A 23,828-nucleotide genomic window follows, 5' to 3' on the forward strand; every position below is an offset into this window, starting at 1 on the left:
ACTTCTGCGCACACCTCCGAACTTCGCCATGAGCGCCGACCAGGACAGCACCACCGCCCGCATTGCCGCCTCCATCACCGCCGCCATCGTGGAGCGGCGCCTGATGCCCGGCACCAAGCTGGCCGAGCAGAAGCTGGCCGATATCTATCACTGCTCGCGCACCCTGGTGCGCCAGGCCCTGAACCAGCTCAGCCGCGACCGCCTCGTCACCCTGCATCCGGCGCGCGGCGCCTTTGTGGCCGAGCCCAGCGTGGAGGAAGCGCGCCAGGTTTTCGAGACCCGCCAGATGCTGGAGAGCGCCATGCTGGCCCAGCTGGTGGAGCGCATCACCCCGGCCCAGATCAAGGCCCTGCGCGCCCATCTCAAGCAGGAACGTGAGGCCGTGGCCCGCACCGATGTGCCGGGCCGCACCCGGCTGCTGGCCGACTTCCATGTGCTGCTGGCGCGGCAGCTGGGCAATGAGGTGCTGGCCGAGATGCTGGCCGACCTGCTCTCGCGCAGCTCCCTGATCGCCCTGATGTACCAGAGCTCGCACTCGGCCGCCGAGTCGCAGGCCGAGCACGAGGCCATCGTGGACGCGCTGGAGGCACGCGACAAGAAGGCGGTGCAGAAGCTGATGGACACGCATCTGGGCCATGTGGAGGCCAATCTGCGGCTGAACCCGCGCGTCAAGGATCTGAAAGAGGCTTTGAGCAGCTTATGAGCACCACCCAGCCCTCCCGCTACCCGCGCGATCTGATCGGCTACGGCGAGCATCCGCCGCATGCGCAGTGGCCGGGCCAGGCCCGCATCGCCCTGCAGTTCGTCCTCAACTACGAGGAAGGCGGTGAGAACTCGGTGCTGCACGGCGATGCCGGCTCCGAGCAGTTCCTCTCCGAGATGTTCAACCCGGCCGCCTACCCGGCCCGGCATCTGAGCATGGAGGGCATTTACGAGTACGGCTCGCGCGTGGGGGTGTGGCGCCTGCTCAAGGAGTTCGAGAAGCGCGCCCTGCCGCTCACGGTCTTCGGCGTCTCCATGGCCCTGGAGCGGCACCCCGAGCTGACCCAGGCCTTCAAGGAACTCAACCATGAGATCGCCTGCCACGGCTGGCGCTGGATCCACTACCAGAACCTGGACGAGGCCACCGAGCGCCATCACATGGAGATGGGCATGGACATCATCCAGCGCCTGACCGGTGAACGTCCCTCGGGCTGGTACACCGGCCGCGACAGCCCCAACACCCGGCGCCTGGTGGCCGACTACGGCGGCTTCGAGTACGACAGCGACTACTACGGCGACGACCTGCCCTTCTGGCTGCAGGTGAAGAAGAGCGACGGCCAGCTGGCCCCCCATCTGGTCGTGCCCTACACCCTGGACTGCAATGACATGCGCTTCGCCCTGCCCCAGGGCTTCAGCCATGGGGACGAGTTCTTCGAATACCTGCGCGACAGCTTCGATGTGCTCTACGCCGAGGGCAGCGAAGCGCCCAAGATGATGAGCATCGGCATGCACTGCCGACTGCTGGGCCGCCCGGGCCGCCTGCGCGCCCTGCAGCGCTTTCTGGACCATGTGGAGAAGCACGATCGCGTCTGGGTCTGCCGCCGCGTGGACATCGCGCGGCATTGGCGCGCCACCCACCCCTTTGACGCCAACACCGCCTTCGTATGGGAATGATCACGCTCGACCAGCTCAACACCGCCCCCCCCGCCGACTTCGTCGCGCTGCTGGACGGCACGTATGAGCATTCACCCTGGATCGCGGAGCGCGCCGCCGCGGCACGGCCTTTTCTGAGCCTGGCCCAGCTCAAGCACGCGCTCGCCAGCGTGGTGCGCGAGGCCACGCCGGACGAGCAGCTGGGCCTGATCCGCGCCCACCCCGAGCTGGCGGGCAAAGCCGCCATCGCGGGTGAGCTCACGGCCGAGTCCACGAACGAGCAAAGCCGCGCCGGCCTCACCGCCTGCACGCCCGAGGAGTTCGCCCGCCTGCAGCAGCTCAATGCCGACTACAAGGCCAAGTTCGGCTGGCCCTTCATCCTGGCGGTGCGCGGCCCGCGCGGCCAGGGCCTGAGCCGGGGCGAAATCATTGCCACCTTCGCGCGCCGCCTGGCCGGTCACCCGGATTTCGAGCGCGCGGAATGCCTGCGCCACATCCACCGCATCGCCGAGATCCGCCTGAACGACAAGTTCGGCATCGAACCCGTGCTGGGCAACCAGATCTGGGACTGGGCCGAGCAGCTGGCCGTGCATTCCGACCCCGGCTTCAAGGAGCAGGGGCAGCTCACCGTCACCTACCTCACCGAGGCCCACCGCGCCGTGGCCGCCCAGCTGGCACGCTGGATGCGCGAGGACTGCGGCTTTGACGAGGTGAGCATCGACGCGGTGGGCAATGTCGTCGGTGTCTATCACGGCACTGACGCGAGCGCGCCGCGCCTCTTGACCGGCAGCCATTACGACACCGTGCGCAACGCCGGCAAGTACGACGGCCGCCTGGGCATCCTCGTGCCCATGCTCTGCGTGCGCGAGCTCAAGCGCGCGGGCCGCCGCCTGCCCTATGGCCTGGAGGTGGTGGGCTTTGCCGAGGAAGAGGGCCAGCGCTACAAGGCCACCTTCCTGGGCTCGGGCGCGCTGATCCGGCGCTTCAAGCCCGAATGGCTGGACCAGCAGGACGCCCAGGGCGTGAGCATGCGCCAGGCCATGCAGGCCGCCGGCCTGCCCGGCACGCTGGAGGCCATCCAGGCCCTGGCGCGCGAGCCGCAGCGCTACCGCGGCTTTGTGGAAGCGCATATCGAGCAGGGCCCGGTGCTCAATGAGCTGGACCTGCCCCTGGGCATCGTCACCTCCATCAATGGCAGCGTGCGCTATGTGGGCGAGGTGCAGGGCATGGCCTCGCATGCCGGCACCACGCCCATGGACCGGCGGCGCGATGCCGCGGCCGCGGTGGCGGAGCTGATCCTCTATGTGGAGCAGCGCGCCGCGGCCGTGCCGGACGTCGTGGGCACCGTGGGCATGCTGGAGGTGCCCGCCGGCTCCATCAATGTGATCCCGGGCCGCTGCAAGTTCAGCCTGGACCTGCGCGCCACCACCAATGCCGCGCGCGACGCGCTGGACGCCGATGTGCAGGCCGAGCTGGCCCGCATCTGCGCGCGCCGCGGCCTGAGCTTCCAGCTCACGCCCACCGAGAACGCCAGCGCCGCGCCCAGCGACCCGGCCTGGCAGCAGCGCTGGGAGCGCGTGGTCCAGGGCCTGGGCCTGCCGGTGTTCCGCATGCCCTCGGGCGCGGGGCATGACGCCATGAAGCTGCACGAGGCCATGCCCCAGGCCATGCTCTTTCTGCGCGGCCTGAACTCGGGCATCAGCCACAACCCGCTGGAATCCATCAGCAACGACGACGCCGAACTCTGCGTGCGCGCCTTCCAGGCCTTGCTGGAACAGGAAGAACTCTGAACAACACCATGGACACACATTACGCCCAGCTGGACGCCTGGATTGCCGCCCATTTCGAGGAGGAAGTGTGCTTCCTCCAGGCCCTGGTGCAGGTTCCCACCGACACCCCGCCCGGCAACAACGCGCCGCACGCCGAACGCACCGCCGAGCTGCTGCAGGCCATGGGCTACCAGGCTGAGAAGCATGTGGTGCCTGAGGCCGAGGTGCGCGACTACGGCCTGCAGTCGATCACCAACCTGATCGTGCGCCGCAAGTTCGCGGAGGCGGGTCCGGTCATCGCCCTGAACGCCCATGGCGATGTGGTGCCGCCCGGCGAGGGTTGGACCCACGGCCCCTACAGCGGCGAGATCGTGGACGGCCAGCTCTATGGCCGCGCCAGCGCGGTCAGCAAGAGCGACTTCGCCACCTACACCTTTGCGCTGCGCGCGCTGGAGTCGCTGGGCCTGCCCCTGAAGGGCGGCGTGGAGCTGCACTTCACCTACGACGAGGAGTTCGGTGGCGAGCTGGGCCCGGGCTGGCTGCTGCAGCAAGGCCTCACCAAGCCGGACTATCTGCTGGCCGCCGGCTTCAGCTACCAGGTGGTCACGGCCCACAACGGCTGCCTGCAGCTGGAAGTCACGCTGCACGGCCTGGCCTCGCATGCCGCCTACCCGCACACCGGCGTGGACGCGCTGCAGGCCGCCAACCAGCTGCTCAGCGCGCTCTATGCCCACAACGCCCTGCTCAAGACCCGCCTGTCCCAGGTGCCCGGCATCAGCCACCCCTATCTGAACGTGGGCCGCATCGAAGGCGGCAGCAATACCAATGTCGTGCCCGGCAAGGTGCTGATCAAGCTGGACCGCCGCATGATTCCCGAGGAGGATCCGGCGGCGGTGGAGGCCGAGGTGCGCGCCCTCATCGAGTCCACCGTGGCCGCCTGCCCCGGCATCCGCCTGGAGATCCGCCGCCTGCTGCTGGCCCACCCCATGACGCCCCTGCCCGGCGCCGCGCCCCTGGTGGCCGCGCTGCAACAGCATGGCGAGGCGGTCTTCGGCGAGCCCATCCCCACCTCGGGCACCCCGCTCTACACCGATGTGCGGCTCTACACCGCGCGCGGCATCCCGGCCGCCATCTATGGCGCCGGCCCGCGCACCGTGCTGGAGAGCAATGCCAAGCGGGCAGACGAGCATGTGGCCCTGGCCGATCTGCAGCGCGCCACCCAGGTGGTGGCCCGCACGCTCTACGAGCTGCTGAAGCCCGCCTGAGCGTCGAGCAGGGCGCCGCCTGTCGGCCCGGCCTGCGGCCTGGCGGGGTGGATCTGCAGACTGTCGCAAGGCCGGGGCGGCAAGACCCGGCCCTGCCTAGACTCCGCAGCCATCCCTCCACCCACGGTCTTCGGACCTCTCACGCCATGAGCATGCTGCAACGCATTTCCCTCCTCAGCCTGGCCCTGGGCAGCACCCTGCTGGTCAGCGCCTGCGTCATCACCCCGCACAGCGTCGGCGACGCCAGCGCCCATATGAACAAGATGAGCGAGCAGGCCCAGGCCACCTGCGGCGCGGGACAGGTCAAGGAAGTCAACGCCAAGAGCTTCAGCTGCAAATAGCCGCACCCCATCCTGGGGCGTGATGCACCAGATTGCCTCTTCCAAAACTGTATACAAACGGCCTTGGTGCCTGTATGCAGTCAATCGCACAAAGCGCCTCCGCGGAGGCGCTTTTTCATTGGCATGGAGCTTGCTGAACTGAGGGTCATGCGTCGCGGAATCACCGGATTCCCGGCTTCACGAACCGCCCCAGAAGGACAGCCCCATGCGCCAGCCCAGCTCCACTCCCCAACCCGCCCGGCCCGGCTCGCGCCGTCACTGGCTGGCCGCCACCATGCTGGGCTTGTGCACCCTGGGCGCCGCCATGCCGGCCCTGGCGCAGAGCGCCGTGCCCCTCAAGTTTCAGCTGGACTGGCGCTTTGAAGGCCCCTCCGCCCTCTTTCTGCTGCCCATCGCCAAGGGCTACTTCAAGAACGTCGGCCTGGACGTAAGCCTGGACGCCGGCAATGGCTCTGGCGGCGCGGTCACGCGCGTGGCCTCGGGCTCCTATGACCTGGGCTTTGCCGATCTGGCGGCCCTGATGGAGTTCCACGCCAACAACCCCGACGCGCCCAACAAGCCCGTGGCGGTGATGATGGTCTACAACAACACGCCGGCCGCGGTGCTCACGCTCAAGAAGAGCGGCATCGCCAGCGTGGCCCAGCTCTCGGGCAAGAAGCTGGGCGCGCCGGTGTTCGACGCCGGTCGGCGCGGCTTCCCCATCTTCGCCAAGGCCAACAAGACCGAGAACGTGAGCTGGGTCAGCATGGACCCGCCGCTGCGCGAAACCATGCTGGTGCGCGGCGATGTGGACGCCATCACCGGCTTCTCCTTCACCTCCCTGCTGAATCTGGAGGCGCGCGGCGTCAAGGCCGAGGATGTGAACGTCTTCCCCTATGCCAGCCACGGCGTCAAGCTCTACGGCAATGCCATCATTGCCTCGCCCAAGCTGATCAAGGAAAAGCCCGAGCTGCTCAAGGCCTTCCTCTCGGCCTTTGCCAAGGGCGCCAAGGAGGCGATGGCCAATCCGGACGCCGCCATTGCCTTCGTCAAGCAGCGCGACGCCATCATCAACGAGGCCCTGGAAAAGCGCCGCCTGCGCATGGCCATCGATGCCGTGATCGCCAGCCCCGACGCGCGCGCCGAAGGCTTCGGCCAGGTCATGGGCCCGCGCCTGTCCCTGATGGCCAGCCAGATCTCCGACGCCTACGCCACCAAGACCCGCGTGCTGCCCGAGGCCGTGTGGAACGGCAGCTTCCTGCCACCGAAATCCGAGCTCGATACCGTCCTGCCGGTGGCCAAGCGATGAAGGCGGGCCGAGCGCCGGGCCGCCCCAAGCCGGCCCGCATCCCCTCGGGGGATCGGCCGATGTACCCATCGGACGAGGGGCTGTCATGAGCTATGTCGACTTCCGGCGGGTCTGGCTCGCCTACAACGAGCAGCTCTGGAAACAGGGCAAGTTCGCCGTTGAGGACATCTCGCTGACGCTGAAGAAGGGCGAGTTCGCGGCCATCGTCGGCCCCTCTGGCTGCGGCAAGTCCACCTTCATGAAGCTGGCCACCGGGCTGAAGAAGCCCAGCCGCGGCGAGATCCATGTGGACGGCCAGCCGGTCGACGGGCCGCTGAAGATCAGCGGCATGGCCTTCCAGGCCGCCAGCCTGCTGCCCTGGCGCACGACGCTGGCCAATGTGATGCTGCCGCTGGAGATCGTGGAACCCCACCGCTCCCAGCTGCGCGCCCGGCGCGCCGAGTACGAGGCGCGCGCCCGCGAGCTGCTGGCCAGCGTGGGCCTGGCCGGCTACGAGGACAAGTTTCCCTGGCAGCTCTCGGGCGGCATGCAACAGCGCGCCAGCATCTGCCGCGCCCTGATCCACGAGCCCCAGCTCCTGCTGCTGGACGAGCCCTTCGGCGCGCTGGATGCCTTCACCCGCGAGGAGCTCTGGTGCGCGCTGCGCGATCTGCAGGCGGCCAAGGGCTTCAATGTGATTCTGGTGACGCATGACCTGCGCGAGAGCGTGTTCCTGGCCGACACCGTCTATGTGATGAGCAAGAGTCCCGGCCGCATCCTGCACCGCCGCGAGATCGAGCTGCCCAGGCCGCGCGATCTGGAGATCACCTACACGCCCGCCTTCACCGAGATCGTGCACGAGCTACGCGGTCATATCGGTGGCATCAGCGGTGCACTCCGCAAAACCGGTGCCGAGGTCGCTCAATGAACCATCGTGCCCAACAGATGTTCCAACGCTTCGCCCCTTGGCTCTTGCTCGCCGCCATCCTGCTGCTGTGGCAGCTGGTCTGCAGCGCGCTGCAGGTCTCGGACTTCATCTTCCCCAGCCCCTGGTCGGTGCTGGAGGCCGGCGCGGAGCACTGGCAGGCTATCCTGGGCCACGCCTGGCGCACCTTCTGGGTGACGCTCGTGGGCTTCGGCATCGCCATTCTCGTGGGCGTGCTGCTGGGCTTTCTGATGGGCAGCTCCCAGCTGGCCTACAAGGCCATGTACCCGCTGATGACCGGCTTCAACGCCCTGCCCAAAGCGGCCTTCGTGCCCATTCTGGTGGTGTGGTTCGGCATCGGCATCGGGCCGGCCATCCTGACGGCCTTCCTGATCAGCTTCTTCCCCATCATGGTGAACATCGCCACCGGCCTGGCCACCCTGGAGCCGGAGCTGGAGGACGTGCTGCGCGTGCTGGGCGCGCGCCGCTGGGATGTGCTGATCAAGGTGGGCCTGCCGCGCTCCCTGCCCTATTTCTTCGCCGCGCTGAAGGTGGCCATCACCCTGGCCTTTGTGGGCAGCACAGTCTCGGAGATGACCGCCTCCAACGAGGGCATCGGCTATCTGCTGATCTCCGCGGGTGCTTCCATGCAGATGGGCCTGGCCTTCGCCGGCCTGCTCACCGTGGGCGCCATGGCCATGCTGATGTACGAGTTCTTCGCCGTGCTGGAGCGCCGCCTCACCGGCTGGGCCCATCGCGGCGGCCAGCACTGAAGTGCCACCCCTTTCCTCACTCCCTTCGAAAGAAAAGCAAACCATGAAAATGACTCAGCTCACCCTCGCGGCCACCCTGTGCGCCCTGGCCTGCAGCGGCGCCCAGGCGCAGGCCCAGGTGAATCTCTACGGCCTGATGGACCTCAGCGTGGGCTCCACCAAGGCCGTGGGCGGTGCCGCCATCAAGGGTGTGGACAGCGGCAAGATGAGCACCAGCTACTTCGGCATGAGCGGCAGCGAAGCCCTGGGCGATGGTCTCTCGGCCTTCTTCACCCTGGACAGCTTTCTGCGCGCCGATGTGGGCAATAACGGCCGCTTCAACGGCGACAACTTCTGGGCCCGCAATGCCTTTGTGGGCCTGAGCCACAAGAATGCCGGCACCCTGCGCCTGGGTCGCAACACCACGCCGCTGTTCGTGCAGACCCTGCTCTTCAATGCCTTCGGCGACTCCTTCGGCTACTCGCCCAGCATCCGCCACTACTTCAGCGCCGGCGCCACGGCCGGCGGCACCACGGTGACGGGCGATACCGGCTGGAGCGACTCGGTCCAGTACCTCAGCCCCAAGTTCGGCGGCTTCAGCGTTGGCGCCATCGTCGCCGCCGGTGAAGGCGCGGGGGGCCGCAACTACGGCCTGAACGCCGGCTATGGCCAGGGCGCCTTTGCCGCCAGCTTCACCTACCAGAACGTCAAGAAGGACGGCTCCACCCCCGTGGCCGACAGCGAGACCTGGCAGGCCGCCGCCTCCTACGATCTGGGTGCCGCCAAGCTCTTCGGCCAGTACGGCGAGGTGGACAACCTCACGACGGGCCGCGACTACAAGATCCTGGGCCTGGGCGCCGCCGTGCCTCTGGGCAATGGCAAGCTGCTGGCCCAGTACAGCCGCCTGAACGCCTCCGTGGGCGCGGACCGCCAGACCTTCAGCTTCGGCTATGACTACATCCTGTCCAAGCGCAGCGATCTCTATGCCGTGGCCATGAGCGACAAGCTGGACGGCCTGAGCAAGGGCAATAGCTACTCGGTGGGCCTGCGCCACCGCTTCTGATTCCGGAGCCAAGCGGGTCTTTGGACTTTGCCGCCATACTGCGAGCCGGGGCGCTCCCTGCGGAGTGCTCCGGTGAGCTTGTTTGCACGATGGAGATCTCTAGACCATGAGTTTGAAGTTCCGTTCCTGGGCCTTGACCCTGCCCCTGCTGCTGTGCGCCCTGGGCGCCCAGGCCCAGTCCCTCAAGGCCGAACAGGCCTGGGTGCGCGCCACCGTGGCCCAGCAAAAGGCCACCGGCGCCTTCATGAACCTCAGCAGCAGCCAGGCCGGCCGTGTGATCGAGGCACGCTCGCCCGTCGCCGGCATCGTGGAAATCCACGAAATGAAGATGGACGGCAACGTCATGAAGATGCGCGCCATGCCCGCCCTGGAGCTGGGCGCCGGCCAGCGCGTGGAGCTCAAGCCGGGCGGCTATCACATCATGCTGATGGAGCTGAAGGCGCCCATCAAGCCGGGCGATGAAGTGCCGCTGAGCCTGGTCTTCGAGGGCAAGGACGGCAAGCGCGAGACCCTGGAGCTCAAGGCCGCCGCACGTGGCATGGCGCCCGAAGGCGCCGGCCATGGCCACGGTCATGGCAAGCACTGAGCACGGCTCTTGCTAGCCCAAGCCCCATGGCTTGGCATGGACATCTGACCCTGGACTACCGTCGCGAGAGCGACGGCCGCTGCACCGCCCTGGACCGTCATGAGGGGCCGCTGCGCGTGCTGCAGCGGCTCTACCCCGAGGGGCCGGGCATCTGCCACCATGTGCTGGTGCATCCGCCCGGCGGCATTGTGGGCGGCGACCAGCTGGAGATCGAGGCCAGTCTGGGGCCGGGCAGCCATGCCCTGATCACCACCCCGGGCGCCACACGCTTTTACCGCAGCGCGGGCGCCCCGGCGCGGCAGCAGCTGCGGGCACGCCTGGCCGAAGGCGCCCGCCTGGACTGGCTGCCCCTGGAAACCATCGTCTACGACGGCGCCCTGGCCGAGAACCGCCTGGTCTTCGAGCTGGCCCCCGGGGCCGAGATGCTGGGCTGGGATGTGCTGGCCCTGGGCCTGCCCGCGGCCGGCCAGGGCTTTGCCCGTGGCCACTACCAGCAGCATCTGGAACTGCCCGGCCGCTGGCTGGAACGCGGGCTGATACGCGCCGACGATCACCGGCTGCTGCACTCCCCCCTGGGCCTGGGCGGCCGGCCCGTGCTGGCGGCGCTCTGGTTTGCCGCGGGGCAAGCCCTGGCCCCGGCGCGACGCGAGGCCTTGCTGGAGATGGCTCGCCACGAGATCGCCAGCGCGGGCTGGGACTGGGCCGGCTGCACCGCCCCCGAGGACGGGGTGCTGGTGCTGCGCCTGCTGGCCGAGCGGGTGGAGCCGGCCCTGGCCCTGCTGTCGCGCGTCTGGTCGGCCTGGCGCCACGAGGCCTGGGGCCTGGCGCCCTGCGCACCCCGGATCTGGAAGACCTGAGCCGGGGCAGCCGCCGGGCTGGGATACTGCGCGCTCCGCCACGAGCGGATTTGCCCGCAAGACAGAGGATTACCGCACCCATGAAGACGATGACGAGGCTGCGCGCCGCCCTGGCGCTGCTGGCCGTCGCCAGCAGCCTACCGGCCCTGGCCAACAGCCCGAGCTACCCCGAGAGCCGCAAGGTCGAGCAGATCGACACCTACCATGGCCAGCGCGTGGCCGACCCCTACCGCTGGCTGGAGGACGACAACAGCGCCGAGACCAAGGCCTGGGTCCAGGCCCAGAACCGCGTGACCGACGCATTTCTGGCCGCCATGCCCCAGCGCGAGCCGGTGCGCAAGCTCTATACCGAGCTCTTCAACTTCGAGAAGATCAGCGTGCCCTTTCAGGAAGGCGGCCGCTACTTCTGGACCCGCAACGACGGGCTGCAGCAGCAGGCCGTGCTCTACACCGCGCGCAAGCTCAGCGACAAGCCCCAGGTGGCCCTGGATCCCAACAGCTTCTCCAAGGACGGCACCGTGGCCCTGAGCGGCGTGGTGCCCTCGCCCGATGGCCGCCTGTTGGCCTATGGCGTGGCCGTCGGCGGCTCGGACTGGCAGCGCTGGCAGGTGCGCGATCTGGCCACCGGCAAGGACCTGGCCGACAAGATCGAGTGGGTGAAGTTCTCCCGCGCCGTCTGGACGCCGGACGGCAAGGGCTTCTTCTACTCGCGCTACGAGGCTCCCAAGGCCGGACAGGCGCTGACCGGCGCCAACTTCTTCCAAAAGCTCTACTACCACCGCCTGGGCACGCCGCAGTCCGAGGATCTGCTGGTGCTGGAGAACAAGGAGGAGAAGACCTGGGGCTTTGGCGCCAAGGTCAGCGACGACCAGCGCCACCTGATCATCAATGTCTGGCGCGGCTCCGGTCGCAAGAACGGCCTGATGCTGCTGCCCCTGGCCCAGGGCGCCTACCAGCCGGGCACGCCGCAAGTCCTGACCCTGGACTTCGACGCCACCTATGAACCCGTGGCCCTGGTGGGCAAGACCCTCTATGTGCGCAGCGACAAGGACGCCCCTCGTGGCCGCCTGCTGGCCACCGAGATCGATGCCCAGGGCCCGCGCCAGTGGCGCGTGGTGGTGGCCGAGACCGGCGACGCCCTGCGCAGCGCCTCGGGTGTGGGCGGGCGCTTCCTGCTGCAATACCTGCGGGACGCCTCCACCGTGGTGCGCATGCACGCCCAGGATGGCAGCCTGATCTCGGAAGTGGCCCTGCCCGGCGTGGGCACGGCCAGCGGTTTTGCCGGCAAGTGGCAGGACCAGGAGACCTTCTTCAGCTATGCCAGCCTGAACGCCCCCACCGAGATCCACCGCTTCGAGCCCGCCAGCGGCAAGAGCGCGCTCTTCAAGCGGGCCGCCACCGCCTTCCCGGCCGACGACTATGTGACCGAGCGCCACTTCGTCACCAGCAAGGACGGCACCCGTGTGCCCATCTTCGTGGCGCACAAAAAGGGTCTCAAGCTGGACGGCAGCCACCCCTCCCTGCTCTACGGCTACGGCGGCTTCAATATGCCGCAGACGCCCAGCTACAGCGTCACGGCCGCCACCTGGATGCGCATGGGCGGCGTCTATGTGCTGGCCGGCCTGCGCGGCGGCGGCGAGTACGGCGCGGCCTGGCATGAGGCCGGCACCAAGCTCAAGAAGCAGAATGTGTTCGACGACTTCATCGCCGCGGCCGAATGGCTGATCGCCAACAAGTACACCCAGCCGAGCAAGCTGGCCATCAATGGCGGCTCCAACGGCGGCCTGCTGGTGGGTGCGGTGCTGAACCAGCGCCCCGAGCTATTCGGTGCGGCCGTGCCCCAGGTGGGCGTGATGGACATGCTGCGCTATCACAAGTTCACCATCGGCTGGGCCTGGGCCAATGACTACGGTACGGTGGATGACGCCGAGCAGTTCAAGACCCTGCTGGCCTACTCGCCCCTGCACAGCATCCGTTCACAGCGCCTGTACCCGCCGGTGCTGGTGACCACGGCCGACCATGATGACCGCGTGGTGCCCGCCCACAGCTTCAAGTACATCGCCGCCCTGCAGGCGGCCGACACCGGCCCGGCCCCCAGCCTGATCCGCATCGAGACCTCGGCCGGCCATGGGGCCGGCAAGCCCAGCTCCAAGCTGATCGAGGAGCGCTCCGACGTGCTGGCCTTCATGGCGAACGCCTTCGGACTGCAGCTGCGCTGAGGCGCCAGCCGACCCGCGTGGCGCTGACGCCGCGCGGGCCTTGCCCTTGAGCCGACAAGGCGGGAAGATGCATTGAATCCGCGGCCTTGATCGGGGCTTTGGGTCGGGCGGGCCGACCCGAAGATGCTGCTCCGGTACAGGTCGCCATGACGGCGGCCCGCGACTCAAGGAGTCCCCATGGCATTCTTCAAGCGCCTGAGCATTGCAGCCAAGCTGTTTGCGGCTTTTGCCGTGATGCTGGTCCTGCTGACCTTGCTGGCCCTGTTTGCCTACTCGCGCCTGCACCAGGTCCAGGCTGAGTCACGTGAGATCAGCGGCAACTGGCTGCCCTCGGTCACGGCCCTGGGCGAGCTCAACGGTCATTTGTCCGACTACCGCGTCGGTGTCTTGCTCAGCGTGGCGGCCTCCTCGGCCGAGGAAACACAGATTGCCAACGACACGCGTTCGTCCGCCGCCAAATCCATCAACAAGGCCCTGGACGAGTATCGCAAGCTGATCTCCGGCCCCGAGGAGCAGAAGCTGATCGACAGCTTTACCGGCGACTGGAGAAGCTACGAGGCCGCCGGCGTCAAGATTGCCGAGCTGATGCGGGACGGCCAGATCGACGATGCGCGCCAGCTGCAAAAGGGCACGGCCCGCGAGGCCGTGCAACGCGCCAGCAAGACCCTGGATGAGCTGGTCACCCTCAACAACAAGGGCGCCGATGCCGCGGCGGTGCGCTCCGAATCGGTGTTCAGCAGTGCCTCCCTGGGCCTGCTGCTGGTCAGCCTGCTGGCCGGCGCCCTGGCCATCACCATGGCCCTGGCCCTGGTGCGGGCCATCACCGGGCCGCTGGCCCAAGCGGTGCAAGCGGCGGACCGCGTGGCGGCCGGTGATTTGAGCCAGTCCATCGAAGCGCAGGGTGAGGACGAGACCGCGCGCCTGCTCATGGCCATGCAACGCATGCAACTGGCCCTTGCCGAGACGGTGTCAGCGGTGCGCAATGGTGCGGAGTCGGTGGCCACGGCCAGCGCCGAGATCGCCCAGGGCAATAGCGATCTGTCCGCCCGCACCGAGCAGCAGGCCTCCTCGCTGGAAGAGACCTCGGCCACCATGGAGGAACTGGGCGCCACCGTGCGCCAGAACGCCGACAACGCCCAGCAGGCCAACCAGCTGGCCCAGAGCGCCAGCGAGGTGGCGCGCAGCGGCGGCGCCGTGGTGGGCGATGTGGTGAGCACCATGCGCGGTATCGAGCAGAGCTCGCGCAAGATCTCCGACATCATCGCCACCATCGACGGCATTGCCTTCCAGACCAATATCCTGGCGCTGAATGCCGCGGTGGAAGCGGCACGGGCCGGCGAGCAAGGCCGTGGCTTTGCCGTGGTGGCCGGCGAGGTTCGTACCCTGGCCCAGCGCAGCGCCGAGGCGGCCAAGGAGATCAAGAGCCTGATCAATGACTCGGTGGAACGTGTGCAGTCCGGCACCCAGCTGGTGGACCGCGCGGGCCAGACCATGGAAGACATCGTGCGTTCGGTGCAGCGTGTGGCCGATATTGTGGGCGAGATCAGCAGCGCCAGCGTGGAGCAGAGCTCGGGCATTGCCCAGGTGGGCGAGGCCGTGGGCCAGCTGGACAAGGCCACGCAGCAGAATGCGGCCCTGGTCGAACAGAGCGCGGCCGCCAGCGAGAGCCTCAAGCATCAGGCGGGCAAACTGCTGGAAGCGGTCGCCAGCTTCAAGCTCCGGCGCTAGACCCCCGCTGCACATTCTCTTCCCGCGTTCGGGATGCCTGCCGCGCGCCTTGCGGTGCGCTGGCAAGCCCTGTCCCCGCGACCCGCGCTCCTCACCACATCGCAGCCCCATGTCGCGCCAAGCGGCGTCCCGGGCGATGTCCCGCGCTCCCGATGCCCCGGCCCTTGGCCGGGGCATCATCTTTTTGAGCTTTAGATCGCCATGCGCTGGCGCACGCCGTCCTGCTGCATCTGCGCGCCGCGGCCCCGGGCCACGAACTCGCCCCGCTCCATCACCAGGTACTGGTCGGCCAGTTCCTCGGCAAAGTCGTAGTACTGCTCCACCAGGATCACGGCCATGGGCTCAGGCTTGCGGCCCGCCTCGGTCTGCAGGCCCTCGCGGGCCAGTTGGCGCAGCACGCGGGCTATGTCCTTGATGATGCTGGGCTGTATGCCCTCGGTGGGCTCGTCCAGGATGATGAGCTTAGGCCCAGCCGCCAGGGCGCGGGCAATCGCCAGCTGCTGCTGCTGGCCGCCCGAGAGGTCGCCGCCGCGCCGCTTGAGCATCTGCTTGAGCACCGGGAAGAGCTCGAAGAGCTGGGGCGGAATGGGCGTGCCCGCGCGCTTGTAGGCCAGGCCCATGCGCAGGTTTTCTTCCACCGTGAGCCGGGCAAAGATCTCTCGCCCCTGGGGCACATAGCCCATGCCCAGGCGCGCTCGCTCGAAGGGACTCAGGCGCGCGATCTCCCGCCCCTCAAGGCTCAGGCTGCCGCTCTTGATGGGCACCACGCCCATCAGGCTCTTGAGCAGGCTGGTCTTGCCCACGCCGTTGCGGCCCAGGATCACCGTGATCTCGCTGGCCTGGGCCTCGAAGCTGAGGCCGCGAAGAATGTGGCTGCCGCCGTAGGCCTGGTGGAGTGAATCGACTTTCAGCATGGATTTCAGCGCCCCAGATAGACCTCGACGACACGCTCATTGGCCTGCACCTCGCTCAGCAGGCCCTCGGCCAGCACCGAGCCCTCGTGCAGCACGGTGACCTTCTTGCGCCCCTGAGTGAGCTGGTCCACGAACTTCATATCGTGCTCCACCACCACCAGGGAGTGCCGCCCCTCCAGCGAGAGAAAGAGCTCGGCGGTGCGCTCGGTTTCCTCATCGGTCATGCCGGCCACGGGCTCATCGAGCAGCAGCAGCTTGGGGTCCTGCATCAGCAGCATGCCGATCTCCAGCCACTGCTTCTGCCCGTGCGAGAGCAGGCCGGCCGGCCGCGCCGCCTGGGGCAGCAGGTGGATGAGCTGCAGCACCTCGCCGATGCGGGCCTGCTGCGCGTCGCTCAGCCGCGCGAACAGGGCGGCCCGCACGCGGCGGTCGCCGGCCAGGGCCAGCTCCAGGTTCTCGAACACCGTGAGCTGCTCGTAGACCGTGGGCTTCTGGAACTTGCGACCTATGCCCACGGCGGCGATCTCGCTCTCGCGCAGGCGCAGCAGGTCGATGTTCTGACCGAAGCTGGCCGTGCCCGCATCGGGCCGGGTCTTGCCCGTGATCACGTCCATCATCGTGGTCTTGCCCGCGCCATTGGGGCCGATGATGCAGCGCAGCTCGCCCACATCCACCGCCAGGCTCAGGCCGTTGAGGGCGCGAAAGCCGTCGAAGGACACGGTGATGTCGTCCAGGTAGAGGGCCACGCCGGTGCCGAAGTCGGGCCGGCCCTCGGTCAGCAAGCGGCCGAAGGAGGCGCTGCGGCCGCCCGAGCCCTGCTGCTGGCGGGCCAGCTCGGCCTCGGCATGCTGGCGGCGGGCCTGGCTGCCCTGCGCCATCAGATCGGGGGTCATGCCTGCTCCTCCTTGCTCGCAGTCCGCTTGAAGCGCTGGCCCAGCTTGCGCGCCAGCCCGGCCAGGCCCTCGGGCAGCCACAGGGTCACGGCAATGAAGAGCACGCCCAGGAAGTAGAGCCAGTACTCCGGGAAGGCCTGGGTGAACCAGCTCTTGGCGCCGTTCACGAAGAAGGCGCCGACGATGGGGCCGATCAGGGTGGCGCGCCCGCCTACAGCGGTCCAGATCGCGATCTCGATGGAGGCCGCGGGCGACATCTCGCCGGGGTTGATGATGCCCACCTGGGGCACATAGAGCGCGCCGGCCACGCCGCACATCAGGGCCGAGAGCGTCCAGATGGCCAGCTTGTAGGCCAGGGGCTCATAGCCGGTGAACATCACCCGACTCTCGGCATCGCGTATGGCCTGCAGCACGCGGCCAAAGCGGCTGCAGACGATGAAGCGGCCCAGCAGAAAGAAGCCGATCAGCACCAGGCCCGTGATCACGAAGAGCAGCATGCGGGTGCCGGGCTGGTTCAGCGGCACGCCCAGGATGCGCTTGAAATCGGTGAAGCCGTTGTTGCCGCCAAAGCCCGTCTCGTTGCGGAAGAAGAGCAGCATGGCCGCGAAGGTCAGGGCCTGGGTGATGATGGAGAAGTACACGCCCTTGATGCGCGAGCGAAAGGCGAAGAAGCCGAACACAAAGGCCAGCAGCCCGGGCACGGCCAGCACCATCAGCATCTGGAAGGCAAAGCTGTCGCTGCCGGCCCAGTGCCAGGGCAAGGCCTTCCAGTCGAGAAAGACCATGAAGTCGGGCAGATCGCTCTGGTAGTTGCCGTCGCGGCCGATCTGGCGCATCAGGTACATGCCCATGGCATAGCCGCCCAGAGCGAAGAAGAGGCCGTGGCCCAGGGACAGGATGCCGGTGTAGCCCCAAATCAGGTCCATGGCCAGCGCGCAGATGGCGTAGCACATGATCTTGCCCAGCAGCCCGACCAGGTAGTCGCTCAGGTGCAGGGCATGGCCGGCGGGCAGCAGCAGGTTCAGGGCCGGCACCAGCAGGGCCACGCCCAGCACGGCCAAGAGCACCAGGGTCCAGCCGCGGGCCGAGAGCAGGCGCGGCGCCGGGGGCAGCAGCAGCGCGGGCGGGGTGGAAGCAGAGGCGTTCATCATCATCAGTTCCACTCAGGCTTCCGCGCTGCGGCCTTTCATCGCGAACAGGCCCTGGGGCCGCTTCTGGATGAAGACCACGATGAAGACCAGGACCATGATCTTGGCCAGCACCGCGCCGGCCCAGTCTTCCAGCAGCTTGTTCAGCACGCCCAGGCCCAGGGCGGCGATCACGGTGCCGGCCAGCTGGCCCACGCCGCCCAGCACCACCACCATGAAGCTGTCCACGATGTAGTTCTGGCCCAGGTCAGGGCCCACATTCCCCACCTGGCTGAGCGCGCAGCCCGCCAGGCCCGCGATGCCCGCGCCCAGGGCGAAGGCATAGGTGTCGGTGCGCGCGGTGTTCACGCCCACGCAGGCGGCCATGCGGCGGTTCTGCGTGACGCCGCGCACAAACAGGCCCAGCCGGGTGCGCGCAATCAGCAGGGCCACGCCGGCCAGCACCGCGAAGGCGAACACGATGATGGCGATGCGGTTGTAGGGCAGGGTCAGATTGCTCATCAGGGCCACGCCGCCCGAGAGCCAGCCCGGGTTCTCCACCGGCACGTTCTGTGCGCCGAAGAGTGAGCGCACCGCCTGCATCAGCACCAGGGAGATGCCCCAGGTGGCCAGCAGGGTTTCCAGCGGGCGGCCGTAGAGCCAGCGGATCACGCTGCGCTCCAGCACCGCGCCCACGCCCGCCGCCACCAGAAAACTCACCGGCACGGCCGCCAGCACATAGGCATCGAACCAGGCGGCGGGCAGATGGGCGCGAAACAGGTTCTGCACCACATAGGTGGCATAGGCGCCCACCATCATCAGCTCGCCATGGGCCATATTGATCACGCCCATCAGGCCATAGCTGATGGCCAGGCCCAGGGCCACCAGCAGCAGGATGGAACCCAGGCTCAGGCCGGTGAACACCAGGCCCAGGCGCTCGCCCCAGGCCAGGCGGCGCTCCACGGCCGTCAGGGCCTGGGCCAGCGCGGACTTCACCTCGGCATCGCCCTCGGCCGCCAGGCGCTCCAGCAGCAGGCTCTTGACCGCCGGCTCGCCGCTGGCGGCCAGCTGGCGCGCGGCCGCCAGGCGCTTGGCGGCATCCGGCGAGGCAATCACCAGGGCGGCGCGCATCAGCTCCAGCCGTGCCTTCAGCCCGGCATCGCGCTCCGTGGCCAGGGCCTGGTCCAGCAGGGGCAGCTGAGCCTCGTCCAGGCTCTGCTTGGCCAGCTCCGCCACGGCCTCGCGGCGTTGCGCGAGTTCCGGCGAGCGCAGCTTGAGCGCGGCCAGCGCCGCCTGCAGCGCGCCGCGCATGCGGTTGTTGTTGACCACGTCCTCAGCGCCTTCCGGCAGGGTGGTGACCTGACCGGTGGCGGCATCCACGGTCTTCTCGCCATCGAACACCAGCACCTGGGTGGGCGTAAGCTTGACGCCGTCCTCCAGCAGCGCCTGCACAAAGGCAGCCAGCCCCGCCTCGCCCTGGGCCGCCGCCTCGCTCAGCGCCGCAATACGCGCATCGGTATCACCCGAAGCGATGGCACGCGCTCGCTCCGGGGTCAGGGCTTGCGCAGCACCAAGCAGCAGCAGCCCCGCCAGCAAAAGCATCAAACGTCGCATAAGGAAGTCACCATCGAGCGCTGGCCCCGAAGGCCAGCGCGAGAGATCAAGCGACCACCGCGGATCCGGCTTTGCCGGTCCGCTGGTGGTGCCCCCTTGAGGGGGCGGCCGAAGGCCGTAGGGGGTGGTCAACCTTTCGTGGGCTCGTCCTTCTTCCCCTTGTTCTCGGGAATGAAGGGGCTCCAGGGCTGGGCCTTGACCGGGCCGGGGGTCTTCCAGACCACATTGAACTGGCCGTCCGCCTTGATCTCGCCGATGAAGACCGGCTTGTGCAGATGGTGGTTCTTGGGGTCCATGGTGCTGGTGAAGCCGCCCGGCGCCTTGAAGGTCTGGCCGGCCATGGCGGCGATCACCTTGTCGGTGTCGGTGCTCTTGGCCTTGGTGACCGCCTGGGCCCACATATGGAAGCCGATGTAGGTGGCCTCCATCGGGTCATTGGTCAGGGGCTTGTCCTTGTGACCGGGGATGTTCTTGGCCTTGGCGTACTCGCTCCACTTCTTCACGAACTCGGCATTGGCCGGGTTCTTGATGCTCATGAAGTAGTTCCAGGCGGCCAGATGGCCCACCAGCGGCTTGGTGTCCACGCCGCGCAGTTCCTCCTCGCCCACCGAGAAGGCCACCACCGGCACATCGGTGGCCTTCAGGCCCTGATTGCCCAGCTCCTTGTAGAAGGGCACGTTGGAGTCGCCGTTGATGGTGGAGACCACGGCCGTCTTCTTGCCCTCGGAAGAGAACTTCTTGATCTTGGCGATGATGCCCTGGTAGTCGCTGTGGCCGAAGGGGGTGTACTCCTCCATGATGTCGGCGTCGGCGACACCCTTGCTCTTCAGGAAGGCGCGCAGGATCTTGTTGGTGGTGCGCGGGTAGACATAGTCGGTGCCCAGCAGCACGAAGCGTTTGGCCGAGCCGCCGTCCTTGCTCATCAGGTATTCCACCGCGGGAATCGCCTGCTGGTTGGGCGCGGCGCCGGTGTAGAACACGTTCTTGCTGAGCTCCTCGCCCTCGTACTGCACCGGGTAGAACAGCAGGGAGTTCAGCTGCTCGAAGACCGGCAGCACCGACTTGCGGCTCACCGAGGTCCAGCAGCCGAAGACCACGGCCACCTTGTCCTGCGAGATCAGCTGCTTGGCCTTTTCGGCGAACAGCGGCCAGTTGGAGGCCGGGTCCACCACCACCGGCTCCAGCTTCTTGCCCAGTAGGCCGCCCTTGGCATTGATCTCGTCAATGGCCATCAGCACCGTGTCCTTGAGCACGGTCTCGGAAATGGCCATGGTGCCGGACAGCGAGTGCAACACGCCCACCTTGATGGTGTCGGCGGCAAAGCTCGGCAGGGCAAGGCCGGCCAGGCCCAGGCTGAGGGCGGACAGCGAGAGGACGCGGCGGGAAATCTTCAGGCTCATGAGGGGCTCCGTGGGTTGATCGGGGGGATGGACGACAACAACAACGGAGCCAAGTCTGGGCAGCGCTGCGCATTCGCGGAATACGCAAGACGGCGTAGGTGGTGCTGCGCGGGCGACGCCAGCGCGGGGATTCAGGGCTGGGCGGCCGCGTTCGCCCGATCGCTGGCGATCATCCCGTCCACCATCTCGATCACCCGGTCGCAGCGCGCGGCCAGGCGCGGGTCGTGGGTCACGACCAGAAAGGCCGTGCCCACCTCGGCGTGCATGCGGCGCAAGAGGGCAAAGACCTCATCGGAGGAGGCGGTGTCCAGATTGCCCGTGGGCTCGTCGGCCAGCACCAGGGCGGGCTCCAGCACCAGGGCACGGGCAATGGCCACGCGCTGCTGCATGCCACCCGAGAGCTGCTTGGAGGGCCGGTCCATGGCGCTGGCCAGACCCACGGCCGCCAGCAGGGCCCGCCCCCGCTCCCGCAGGGCGGGACTCACATGACCGTCCCGCGCCAGGCCCGGCAGGCAGACGTTCTCCAGCGCCGTGAAGGCCGGCAGCAGATGGTGGAACTGGAACACAAAGCCCAGGGTGGCCTGGCGGGCCTGGGTCAGGGCCTTGTCGTCCAGATCCTGCACGGCGCGGCCGTCCAGCAGGTACTGGCCGCTGCTGGGGCGCTCCAGCAGACCCAGCACATTGAGCAAGGTGCTCTTGCCCGAGCCCGAGGGGCCGATCAGGGCGGCAAACTCGCCATGGGCCAGGCTGAGGTCCAGGCCCTTGAGCACCGACACCTCGGTGGGCTGCCCCGGGTTGTAGACCTTGCCCAGGGCTTGCAGCTCGATCAGGGTCTTGCTCATAGCCGTATCGCCTGGGCCGGGTCCATGCGCGCGGCACGCCGGGCCGGCGCCCAGGCCGCCAGCACACCGGCCACCAGGGCCATCACACTCACCTGAACCGCCGTGCTGGCCGGCAGGCTGATGGAGAACAGGGGCTGGCCGTCCGCGCCCCGCACAAAGCTGGTGAAGGCCCAGATCAGGGCCACGGCCAGCAGATTGCCCAGCACCGCCCCCACCCCGCCCACCAGGGCCCCCTGCAGCAGGAAGACCCGCATGATCTGACCCTGGGTCACACCCATGGCGCGCAGGATGCCGATCTCGCGGCGCTTTTGCACCACCGACACCACCAGCACGCTGGCAATACCCAGCACCACCACCACCATCACCACCGCGCGTATCAGGGTGGTGCTGATGCTCTGTGCATTCAGGGCCGAGACCAGCTGGGCATTGGTTTCCTGCCAGCTCTCCACCTTGTAGGGCAGCTGGCGCGCCAGTGCGGCCGCCTGTTCGCGCGCGGTCCAGACATCGGCCACACGCAGATCGATCTGGGTCACACCGCCCGGCAGGTCCAGCAGGCTCTGGGCCGAGCGCAGGGGCAGCACCACCATGCGCCGGTTCAGATCGCGCACACCGTAGTCCAGCAGGCCCACCAGGCGCACCGTGTCGCTGCGGCTGCCGGTGTTGAGCACCATGCGGTCACCCACGCGCAGGCCCAGATCGGCCGCCAGCAGCTGGCCCACCAGGGCCTCACCCGGCAGCAGGCGGAACTGGCCCGCCACCAGGCGCTGGCGCAGGCCCACGATGGCGTCGTAGCGCGCCAGCTCCACCCCCATCAGGGCGGCCGAACGGCTGGCCTCGCCGCGCTGGGCCAGGGCCGGACCCGAGACTAACGGCGAGACCGCCGTGATGCCGGGCTGCTCGCTGAGCCAGCCCTCGTAGGACAGCCAGTTGCCCAGGCTGCGCAGGCGCTGGGCGCGGGCCTGGGTGTCGCTGAGCGACTGCGTGCCCGAGGCCGCCGGCCAGGCCGGCAGCACCTTTTCATCGGGCGGCGTGATCACCACATGGGCCTGGGCCCCCAGGGTCTTCTCCAGGGTGTTGCGCTGCAGCCCACCCACCAGGGCCGAGATATAGGCCACCACGGCCACGCCAGCGGCCACGCCCACCACGATGAGCAGGGTCTGGAAGCGCCCCTCCAGCAAAAAGCGCCAGGCCACTTGGCGCTCGAAGCCCAGGCCCAGATGGGCCGATCTTGAGGACGGTCCGGGCATTCAGCGGGCCCCGCCGCCCACGGCCTGGGCCATGGGGTTGCCGCCGGTCGCCACACGTGCGGGCGCCGCGGCCGCCGGGGCCGGCACGCCGCGCACCCGCGCGCCCAGATCCAGCCGCGGATCCAGCAGCAGCAGCTCGCCGGCCTGCAGGCCCTGCTGCACCTCCACCCGGTCCAGGCTGCGCAGGCCCAGGCGCAGGGTGCGCTCGACCACGCGCCCCGCTTCCAGCACCGCCACCCGGCCTTGGCTCCCCCCGTCCTGGCGCAGTGCGGACAGCGGCACGGCCAGGGCGCGTTCGCGCTCGGCCGTGAGCAGCTCCACCGACAGCGTCATGTCCTCACGCAAAAAGCCCGGCACCTGCCCCTGCGGCCGCAGCCAGACCTGCACCGCGCCGCGCTGGGCATCCACCAGCGGGGCCAGGCGCTCCAGGCTGGCTTCGAAGGGCTGCTGCGGATAGGCGTCGGCCAGCACGCGCGCGCGCTGGCCCGGCTGCAGCTGCGAGAGATAGCGTTCATCCACCGACGCCACCAGCTCCAGCGGTCCCTCCACGCTCTGCACCAGCAAGGCCTTGCCCGGCTGCACGATCTGACCGGGCTCGGCATGGCGGGCCAGCAAGACCCCGTCACCCACGGCCAGCAGCCGGGCCTGGGCCAGCTTGGCCTCGGCTGCCTGGGCCGCGGCTTCCGCCGCGCGCCACTGGGCCAGGGCCGCGGCGGCCTCGGCCCCGCTGCCGGCCTGGCCTTGCAGTGCCGCCTCGGCGGCGCGCAGGGCGGCATCGGCCGTGTCCAGGGCGCGACGTGAATCATCCAGACGCGCCGGGCTCAGAAAGCCGGCAGCCACCAGTTCCTCGTTGCGCTGATAGTCGCGCCGCGCCGCCGCCTGCTGGGCCGCGGCCTGGGCGCGCTGCGCCTCGGCGGCCACCAGGCCCTGCTCGCGCTGGCCGCGCAGGCGCTCCCGCGCCTGCTGGGCCTGGGCCCGCGCCTGCTCGGCCACGGCCCGCCATTCGCTGTCGTCCAGCGCCAGCAAGACCTGCCCCTGCTTCACACGCTCCCCCTCACGCAGGCTCACGCTCTGAACCCGTCCGGTCAGGGTGCTGCCCAGCTCCACGCGCCGGGGTGACTCCACCCGGGCACTGAACTGCAGGCTCTGGCGCAGGGGAGCCGCCGTCAGCTCCAGCACCGAGGCGGCCGGCGGCCGCCACCAGGACCAGAGGGCCCAGCCCAGCGCCATGAGCAGCAGGGCAATCCAGAACGCGCGCTGGCGCATCAGGCGGGTGATGAAGGGCGGCACCTTGTTGTCTTCCATGCAAAGCGGAGCAGGGACCCGGCAGAACCAGGCCGCCGCATGCTAGCAGCGCGGGGCCTATCGTGCTTGCGCGGGCTCA

General features: G+C 68.6%; 21 protein-coding genes. 13 read left to right on the forward strand and 8 right to left on the reverse strand.

What is annotated here, in order from left to right:
* Positions 1 to 28: 28 nt before the first annotated feature.
* The 13 genes from DFR39_RS08510 (at position 29) to DFR39_RS08570 (ending at position 14,407) form a co-directional block, all read left to right on the forward strand.
* Entirely contained in the window at positions 29 to 703 is a 675-nt protein-coding gene (locus tag DFR39_RS08510) for a GntR family transcriptional regulator (protein WP_133603134.1), read from the forward strand.
* Positions 700 to 1,656 (forward strand): allantoinase PuuE, encoded by a 957-nt coding sequence (gene puuE, locus DFR39_RS08515; RefSeq protein ID WP_133603135.1) that lies wholly within the window; start codon positions 700 to 702, stop codon positions 1,654 to 1,656. The genes DFR39_RS08510 and puuE overlap by 4 nt, the downstream gene beginning before the upstream one ends.
* Positions 1,653 to 3,425, forward strand: a complete 1,773-nt coding sequence (uraD, locus tag DFR39_RS08520; RefSeq protein WP_133603136.1) for a 2-oxo-4-hydroxy-4-carboxy-5-ureidoimidazoline decarboxylase — start codon at positions 1,653 to 1,655, stop codon at positions 3,423 to 3,425. The genes puuE and uraD overlap by 4 nt, the downstream gene beginning before the upstream one ends.
* 8 nt (positions 3,426 to 3,433) lie before the next feature.
* Positions 3,434 to 4,669: a M20/M25/M40 family metallo-hydrolase gene (locus DFR39_RS08525; protein ID WP_133603137.1), complete on the forward strand. Its 1,236-nt coding sequence runs from the start codon at positions 3,434 to 3,436 to the stop codon at positions 4,667 to 4,669.
* Between the two features lie 146 nt (positions 4,670 to 4,815).
* Positions 4,816 to 5,010 carry a hypothetical protein gene (locus DFR39_RS08530; RefSeq protein ID WP_133603138.1) on the forward strand — a complete coding sequence of 65 codons (195 nt, stop codon included), beginning with the start codon at positions 4,816 to 4,818 and terminating at the stop codon, positions 5,008 to 5,010.
* 274 nt (positions 5,011 to 5,284) lie between these two features.
* Positions 5,285 to 6,298: an ABC transporter substrate-binding protein gene (locus DFR39_RS08535; RefSeq protein WP_133603422.1), complete on the forward strand. Its 1,014-nt coding sequence runs from the start codon at positions 5,285 to 5,287 to the stop codon at positions 6,296 to 6,298.
* A gap of 85 nt (positions 6,299 to 6,383) precedes the next feature.
* Entirely contained in the window at positions 6,384 to 7,205 is an 822-nt protein-coding gene (locus DFR39_RS08540) for an ABC transporter ATP-binding protein (RefSeq protein ID WP_133603139.1), read from the forward strand.
* On the forward strand, positions 7,202 to 7,975 hold the full coding sequence (locus tag DFR39_RS08545; RefSeq protein ID WP_133603140.1) for an ABC transporter permease: 774 nt from the start codon (positions 7,202 to 7,204) through the stop codon (positions 7,973 to 7,975). Before DFR39_RS08540 ends, DFR39_RS08545 begins: the two co-directional genes overlap by 4 nt.
* A gap of 43 nt (positions 7,976 to 8,018) precedes the next feature.
* Entirely contained in the window at positions 8,019 to 9,017 is a 999-nt protein-coding gene (locus tag DFR39_RS08550; protein WP_246030753.1) for a porin, read from the forward strand.
* A gap of 106 nt (positions 9,018 to 9,123) precedes the next feature.
* Positions 9,124 to 9,603 carry a copper chaperone PCu(A)C gene (locus DFR39_RS08555; RefSeq protein ID WP_133603141.1) on the forward strand — a complete coding sequence of 160 codons (480 nt, stop codon included), beginning with the start codon at positions 9,124 to 9,126 and terminating at the stop codon, positions 9,601 to 9,603.
* 26 nt (positions 9,604 to 9,629) lie between these two features.
* On the forward strand, positions 9,630 to 10,460 hold the full coding sequence (locus DFR39_RS08560) for an urease accessory protein UreD (RefSeq protein WP_133603142.1): 831 nt from the start codon (positions 9,630 to 9,632) through the stop codon (positions 10,458 to 10,460).
* 80 nt (positions 10,461 to 10,540) lie between these two features.
* Complete coding sequence (locus tag DFR39_RS08565) at positions 10,541 to 12,679, forward strand: prolyl oligopeptidase family serine peptidase (protein WP_133603143.1); 2,139 nt, start codon at positions 10,541 to 10,543, stop codon at positions 12,677 to 12,679.
* Positions 12,680 to 12,856: 177 nt separating this feature from the next.
* Entirely contained in the window at positions 12,857 to 14,407 is a 1,551-nt protein-coding gene (locus tag DFR39_RS08570; protein ID WP_133603144.1) for a methyl-accepting chemotaxis protein, read from the forward strand.
* Between the two features lie 191 nt (positions 14,408 to 14,598).
* Here the strand turns inward: DFR39_RS08570 and urtE are convergent, their stop codons facing one another.
* The 8 genes from urtE to DFR39_RS08610 all read right to left on the reverse strand — a co-directional run bounded on the left by urtE (position 14,599) and on the right by DFR39_RS08610 (position 23,749).
* Positions 14,599 to 15,321 (reverse strand): urea ABC transporter ATP-binding subunit UrtE, encoded by a 723-nt coding sequence (urtE, locus tag DFR39_RS08575; protein ID WP_133603145.1) that lies wholly within the window; start codon positions 15,319 to 15,321, stop codon positions 14,599 to 14,601.
* A 5-nt stretch (positions 15,322 to 15,326) separates the two neighbouring features.
* The gene (urtD, locus tag DFR39_RS08580) at positions 15,327 to 16,214 is read right to left on the reverse strand and encodes an urea ABC transporter ATP-binding protein UrtD (protein ID WP_133603146.1); all 888 of its coding nucleotides are present in this window, start codon (positions 16,212 to 16,214) and stop codon (positions 15,327 to 15,329) included.
* A complete protein-coding gene (gene urtC, locus DFR39_RS08585) occupies positions 16,211 to 17,365 on the reverse strand; it encodes an urea ABC transporter permease subunit UrtC (RefSeq protein WP_409846939.1) in 1,155 nt (384 codons plus the stop codon). Before urtC ends, urtD begins: the two co-directional genes overlap by 4 nt.
* Positions 17,366 to 17,377: 12 nt before the next feature.
* Complete coding sequence (gene urtB / locus DFR39_RS08590) at positions 17,378 to 18,955, reverse strand: urea ABC transporter permease subunit UrtB (RefSeq protein WP_133603147.1); 1,578 nt, start codon at positions 18,953 to 18,955, stop codon at positions 17,378 to 17,380.
* Between the two features lie 128 nt (positions 18,956 to 19,083).
* Positions 19,084 to 20,355 (reverse strand): urea ABC transporter substrate-binding protein, encoded by a 1,272-nt coding sequence (urtA, locus tag DFR39_RS08595; protein ID WP_211343833.1) that lies wholly within the window; start codon positions 20,353 to 20,355, stop codon positions 19,084 to 19,086.
* Between the two features lie 131 nt (positions 20,356 to 20,486).
* Positions 20,487 to 21,197: an ABC transporter ATP-binding protein gene (locus tag DFR39_RS08600; RefSeq protein WP_133603148.1), complete on the reverse strand. Its 711-nt coding sequence runs from the start codon at positions 21,195 to 21,197 to the stop codon at positions 20,487 to 20,489.
* Positions 21,194 to 22,444 carry an ABC transporter permease gene (locus tag DFR39_RS08605; RefSeq protein WP_133603149.1) on the reverse strand — a complete coding sequence of 417 codons (1,251 nt, stop codon included), beginning with the start codon at positions 22,442 to 22,444 and terminating at the stop codon, positions 21,194 to 21,196. Before DFR39_RS08605 ends, DFR39_RS08600 begins: the two co-directional genes overlap by 4 nt.
* On the reverse strand, positions 22,445 to 23,749 hold the full coding sequence (locus tag DFR39_RS08610) for an efflux RND transporter periplasmic adaptor subunit (RefSeq protein ID WP_133603150.1): 1,305 nt from the start codon (positions 23,747 to 23,749) through the stop codon (positions 22,445 to 22,447). It lies immediately after the preceding gene.
* Positions 23,750 to 23,828 lie beyond the last annotated feature (79 nt).

Origin of the sequence: Roseateles asaccharophilus, from assembly GCF_004362405.1 — a bacterium.
Lineage (GTDB): Bacteria > Pseudomonadota > Gammaproteobacteria > Burkholderiales > Burkholderiaceae_C > Kinneretia > Kinneretia asaccharophila.

Excerpts from the sequence above, each read along its gene's own strand:
- DFR39_RS08510 (WP_133603134.1), top strand. The coding sequence starts at position 29 with ATGAGCGCCGACCAGGACAGCACCACCGCCCGCATTGCCGCCTCCATC.
- puuE (WP_133603135.1), top strand. The coding sequence starts at position 700 with ATGAGCACCACCCAGCCCTCCCGCTACCCGCGCGATCTGATCGGCTAC.
- uraD (WP_133603136.1), top strand. The coding sequence starts at position 1,653 with ATGATCACGCTCGACCAGCTCAACACCGCCCCCCCCGCCGACTTCGTC.
- DFR39_RS08525 (WP_133603137.1), top strand. The coding sequence starts at position 3,434 with ATGGACACACATTACGCCCAGCTGGACGCCTGGATTGCCGCCCATTTC.
- DFR39_RS08530 (WP_133603138.1), top strand. The coding sequence starts at position 4,816 with ATGAGCATGCTGCAACGCATTTCCCTCCTCAGCCTGGCCCTGGGCAGC.
- DFR39_RS08535 (WP_133603422.1), top strand. The coding sequence starts at position 5,285 with ATGCTGGGCTTGTGCACCCTGGGCGCCGCCATGCCGGCCCTGGCGCAG.
- DFR39_RS08540 (WP_133603139.1), top strand. The coding sequence starts at position 6,384 with ATGAGCTATGTCGACTTCCGGCGGGTCTGGCTCGCCTACAACGAGCAG.
- DFR39_RS08545 (WP_133603140.1), top strand. The coding sequence starts at position 7,202 with ATGAACCATCGTGCCCAACAGATGTTCCAACGCTTCGCCCCTTGGCTC.
- DFR39_RS08550 (WP_246030753.1), top strand. The coding sequence starts at position 8,019 with ATGAAAATGACTCAGCTCACCCTCGCGGCCACCCTGTGCGCCCTGGCC.
- DFR39_RS08555 (WP_133603141.1), top strand. The coding sequence starts at position 9,124 with ATGAGTTTGAAGTTCCGTTCCTGGGCCTTGACCCTGCCCCTGCTGCTG.
- DFR39_RS08560 (WP_133603142.1), top strand. The coding sequence starts at position 9,630 with ATGGCTTGGCATGGACATCTGACCCTGGACTACCGTCGCGAGAGCGAC.
- DFR39_RS08565 (WP_133603143.1), top strand. The coding sequence starts at position 10,541 with ATGAAGACGATGACGAGGCTGCGCGCCGCCCTGGCGCTGCTGGCCGTC.
- DFR39_RS08570 (WP_133603144.1), top strand. The coding sequence starts at position 12,857 with ATGGCATTCTTCAAGCGCCTGAGCATTGCAGCCAAGCTGTTTGCGGCT.
- urtE (WP_133603145.1), bottom strand. The coding sequence starts at position 15,321 with ATGCTGAAAGTCGATTCACTCCACCAGGCCTACGGCGGCAGCCACATT.
- urtD (WP_133603146.1), bottom strand. The coding sequence starts at position 16,214 with ATGACCCCCGATCTGATGGCGCAGGGCAGCCAGGCCCGCCGCCAGCAT.
- urtC (WP_409846939.1), bottom strand. The coding sequence starts at position 17,365 with ATGATGAACGCCTCTGCTTCCACCCCGCCCGCGCTGCTGCTGCCCCCG.
- urtB (WP_133603147.1), bottom strand. The coding sequence starts at position 18,955 with ATGCGACGTTTGATGCTTTTGCTGGCGGGGCTGCTGCTGCTTGGTGCT.
- urtA (WP_211343833.1), bottom strand. The coding sequence starts at position 20,355 with ATGAGCCTGAAGATTTCCCGCCGCGTCCTCTCGCTGTCCGCCCTCAGC.
- DFR39_RS08600 (WP_133603148.1), bottom strand. The coding sequence starts at position 21,197 with ATGAGCAAGACCCTGATCGAGCTGCAAGCCCTGGGCAAGGTCTACAAC.
- DFR39_RS08605 (WP_133603149.1), bottom strand. The coding sequence starts at position 22,444 with ATGCCCGGACCGTCCTCAAGATCGGCCCATCTGGGCCTGGGCTTCGAG.
- DFR39_RS08610 (WP_133603150.1), bottom strand. The coding sequence starts at position 23,749 with ATGGAAGACAACAAGGTGCCGCCCTTCATCACCCGCCTGATGCGCCAG.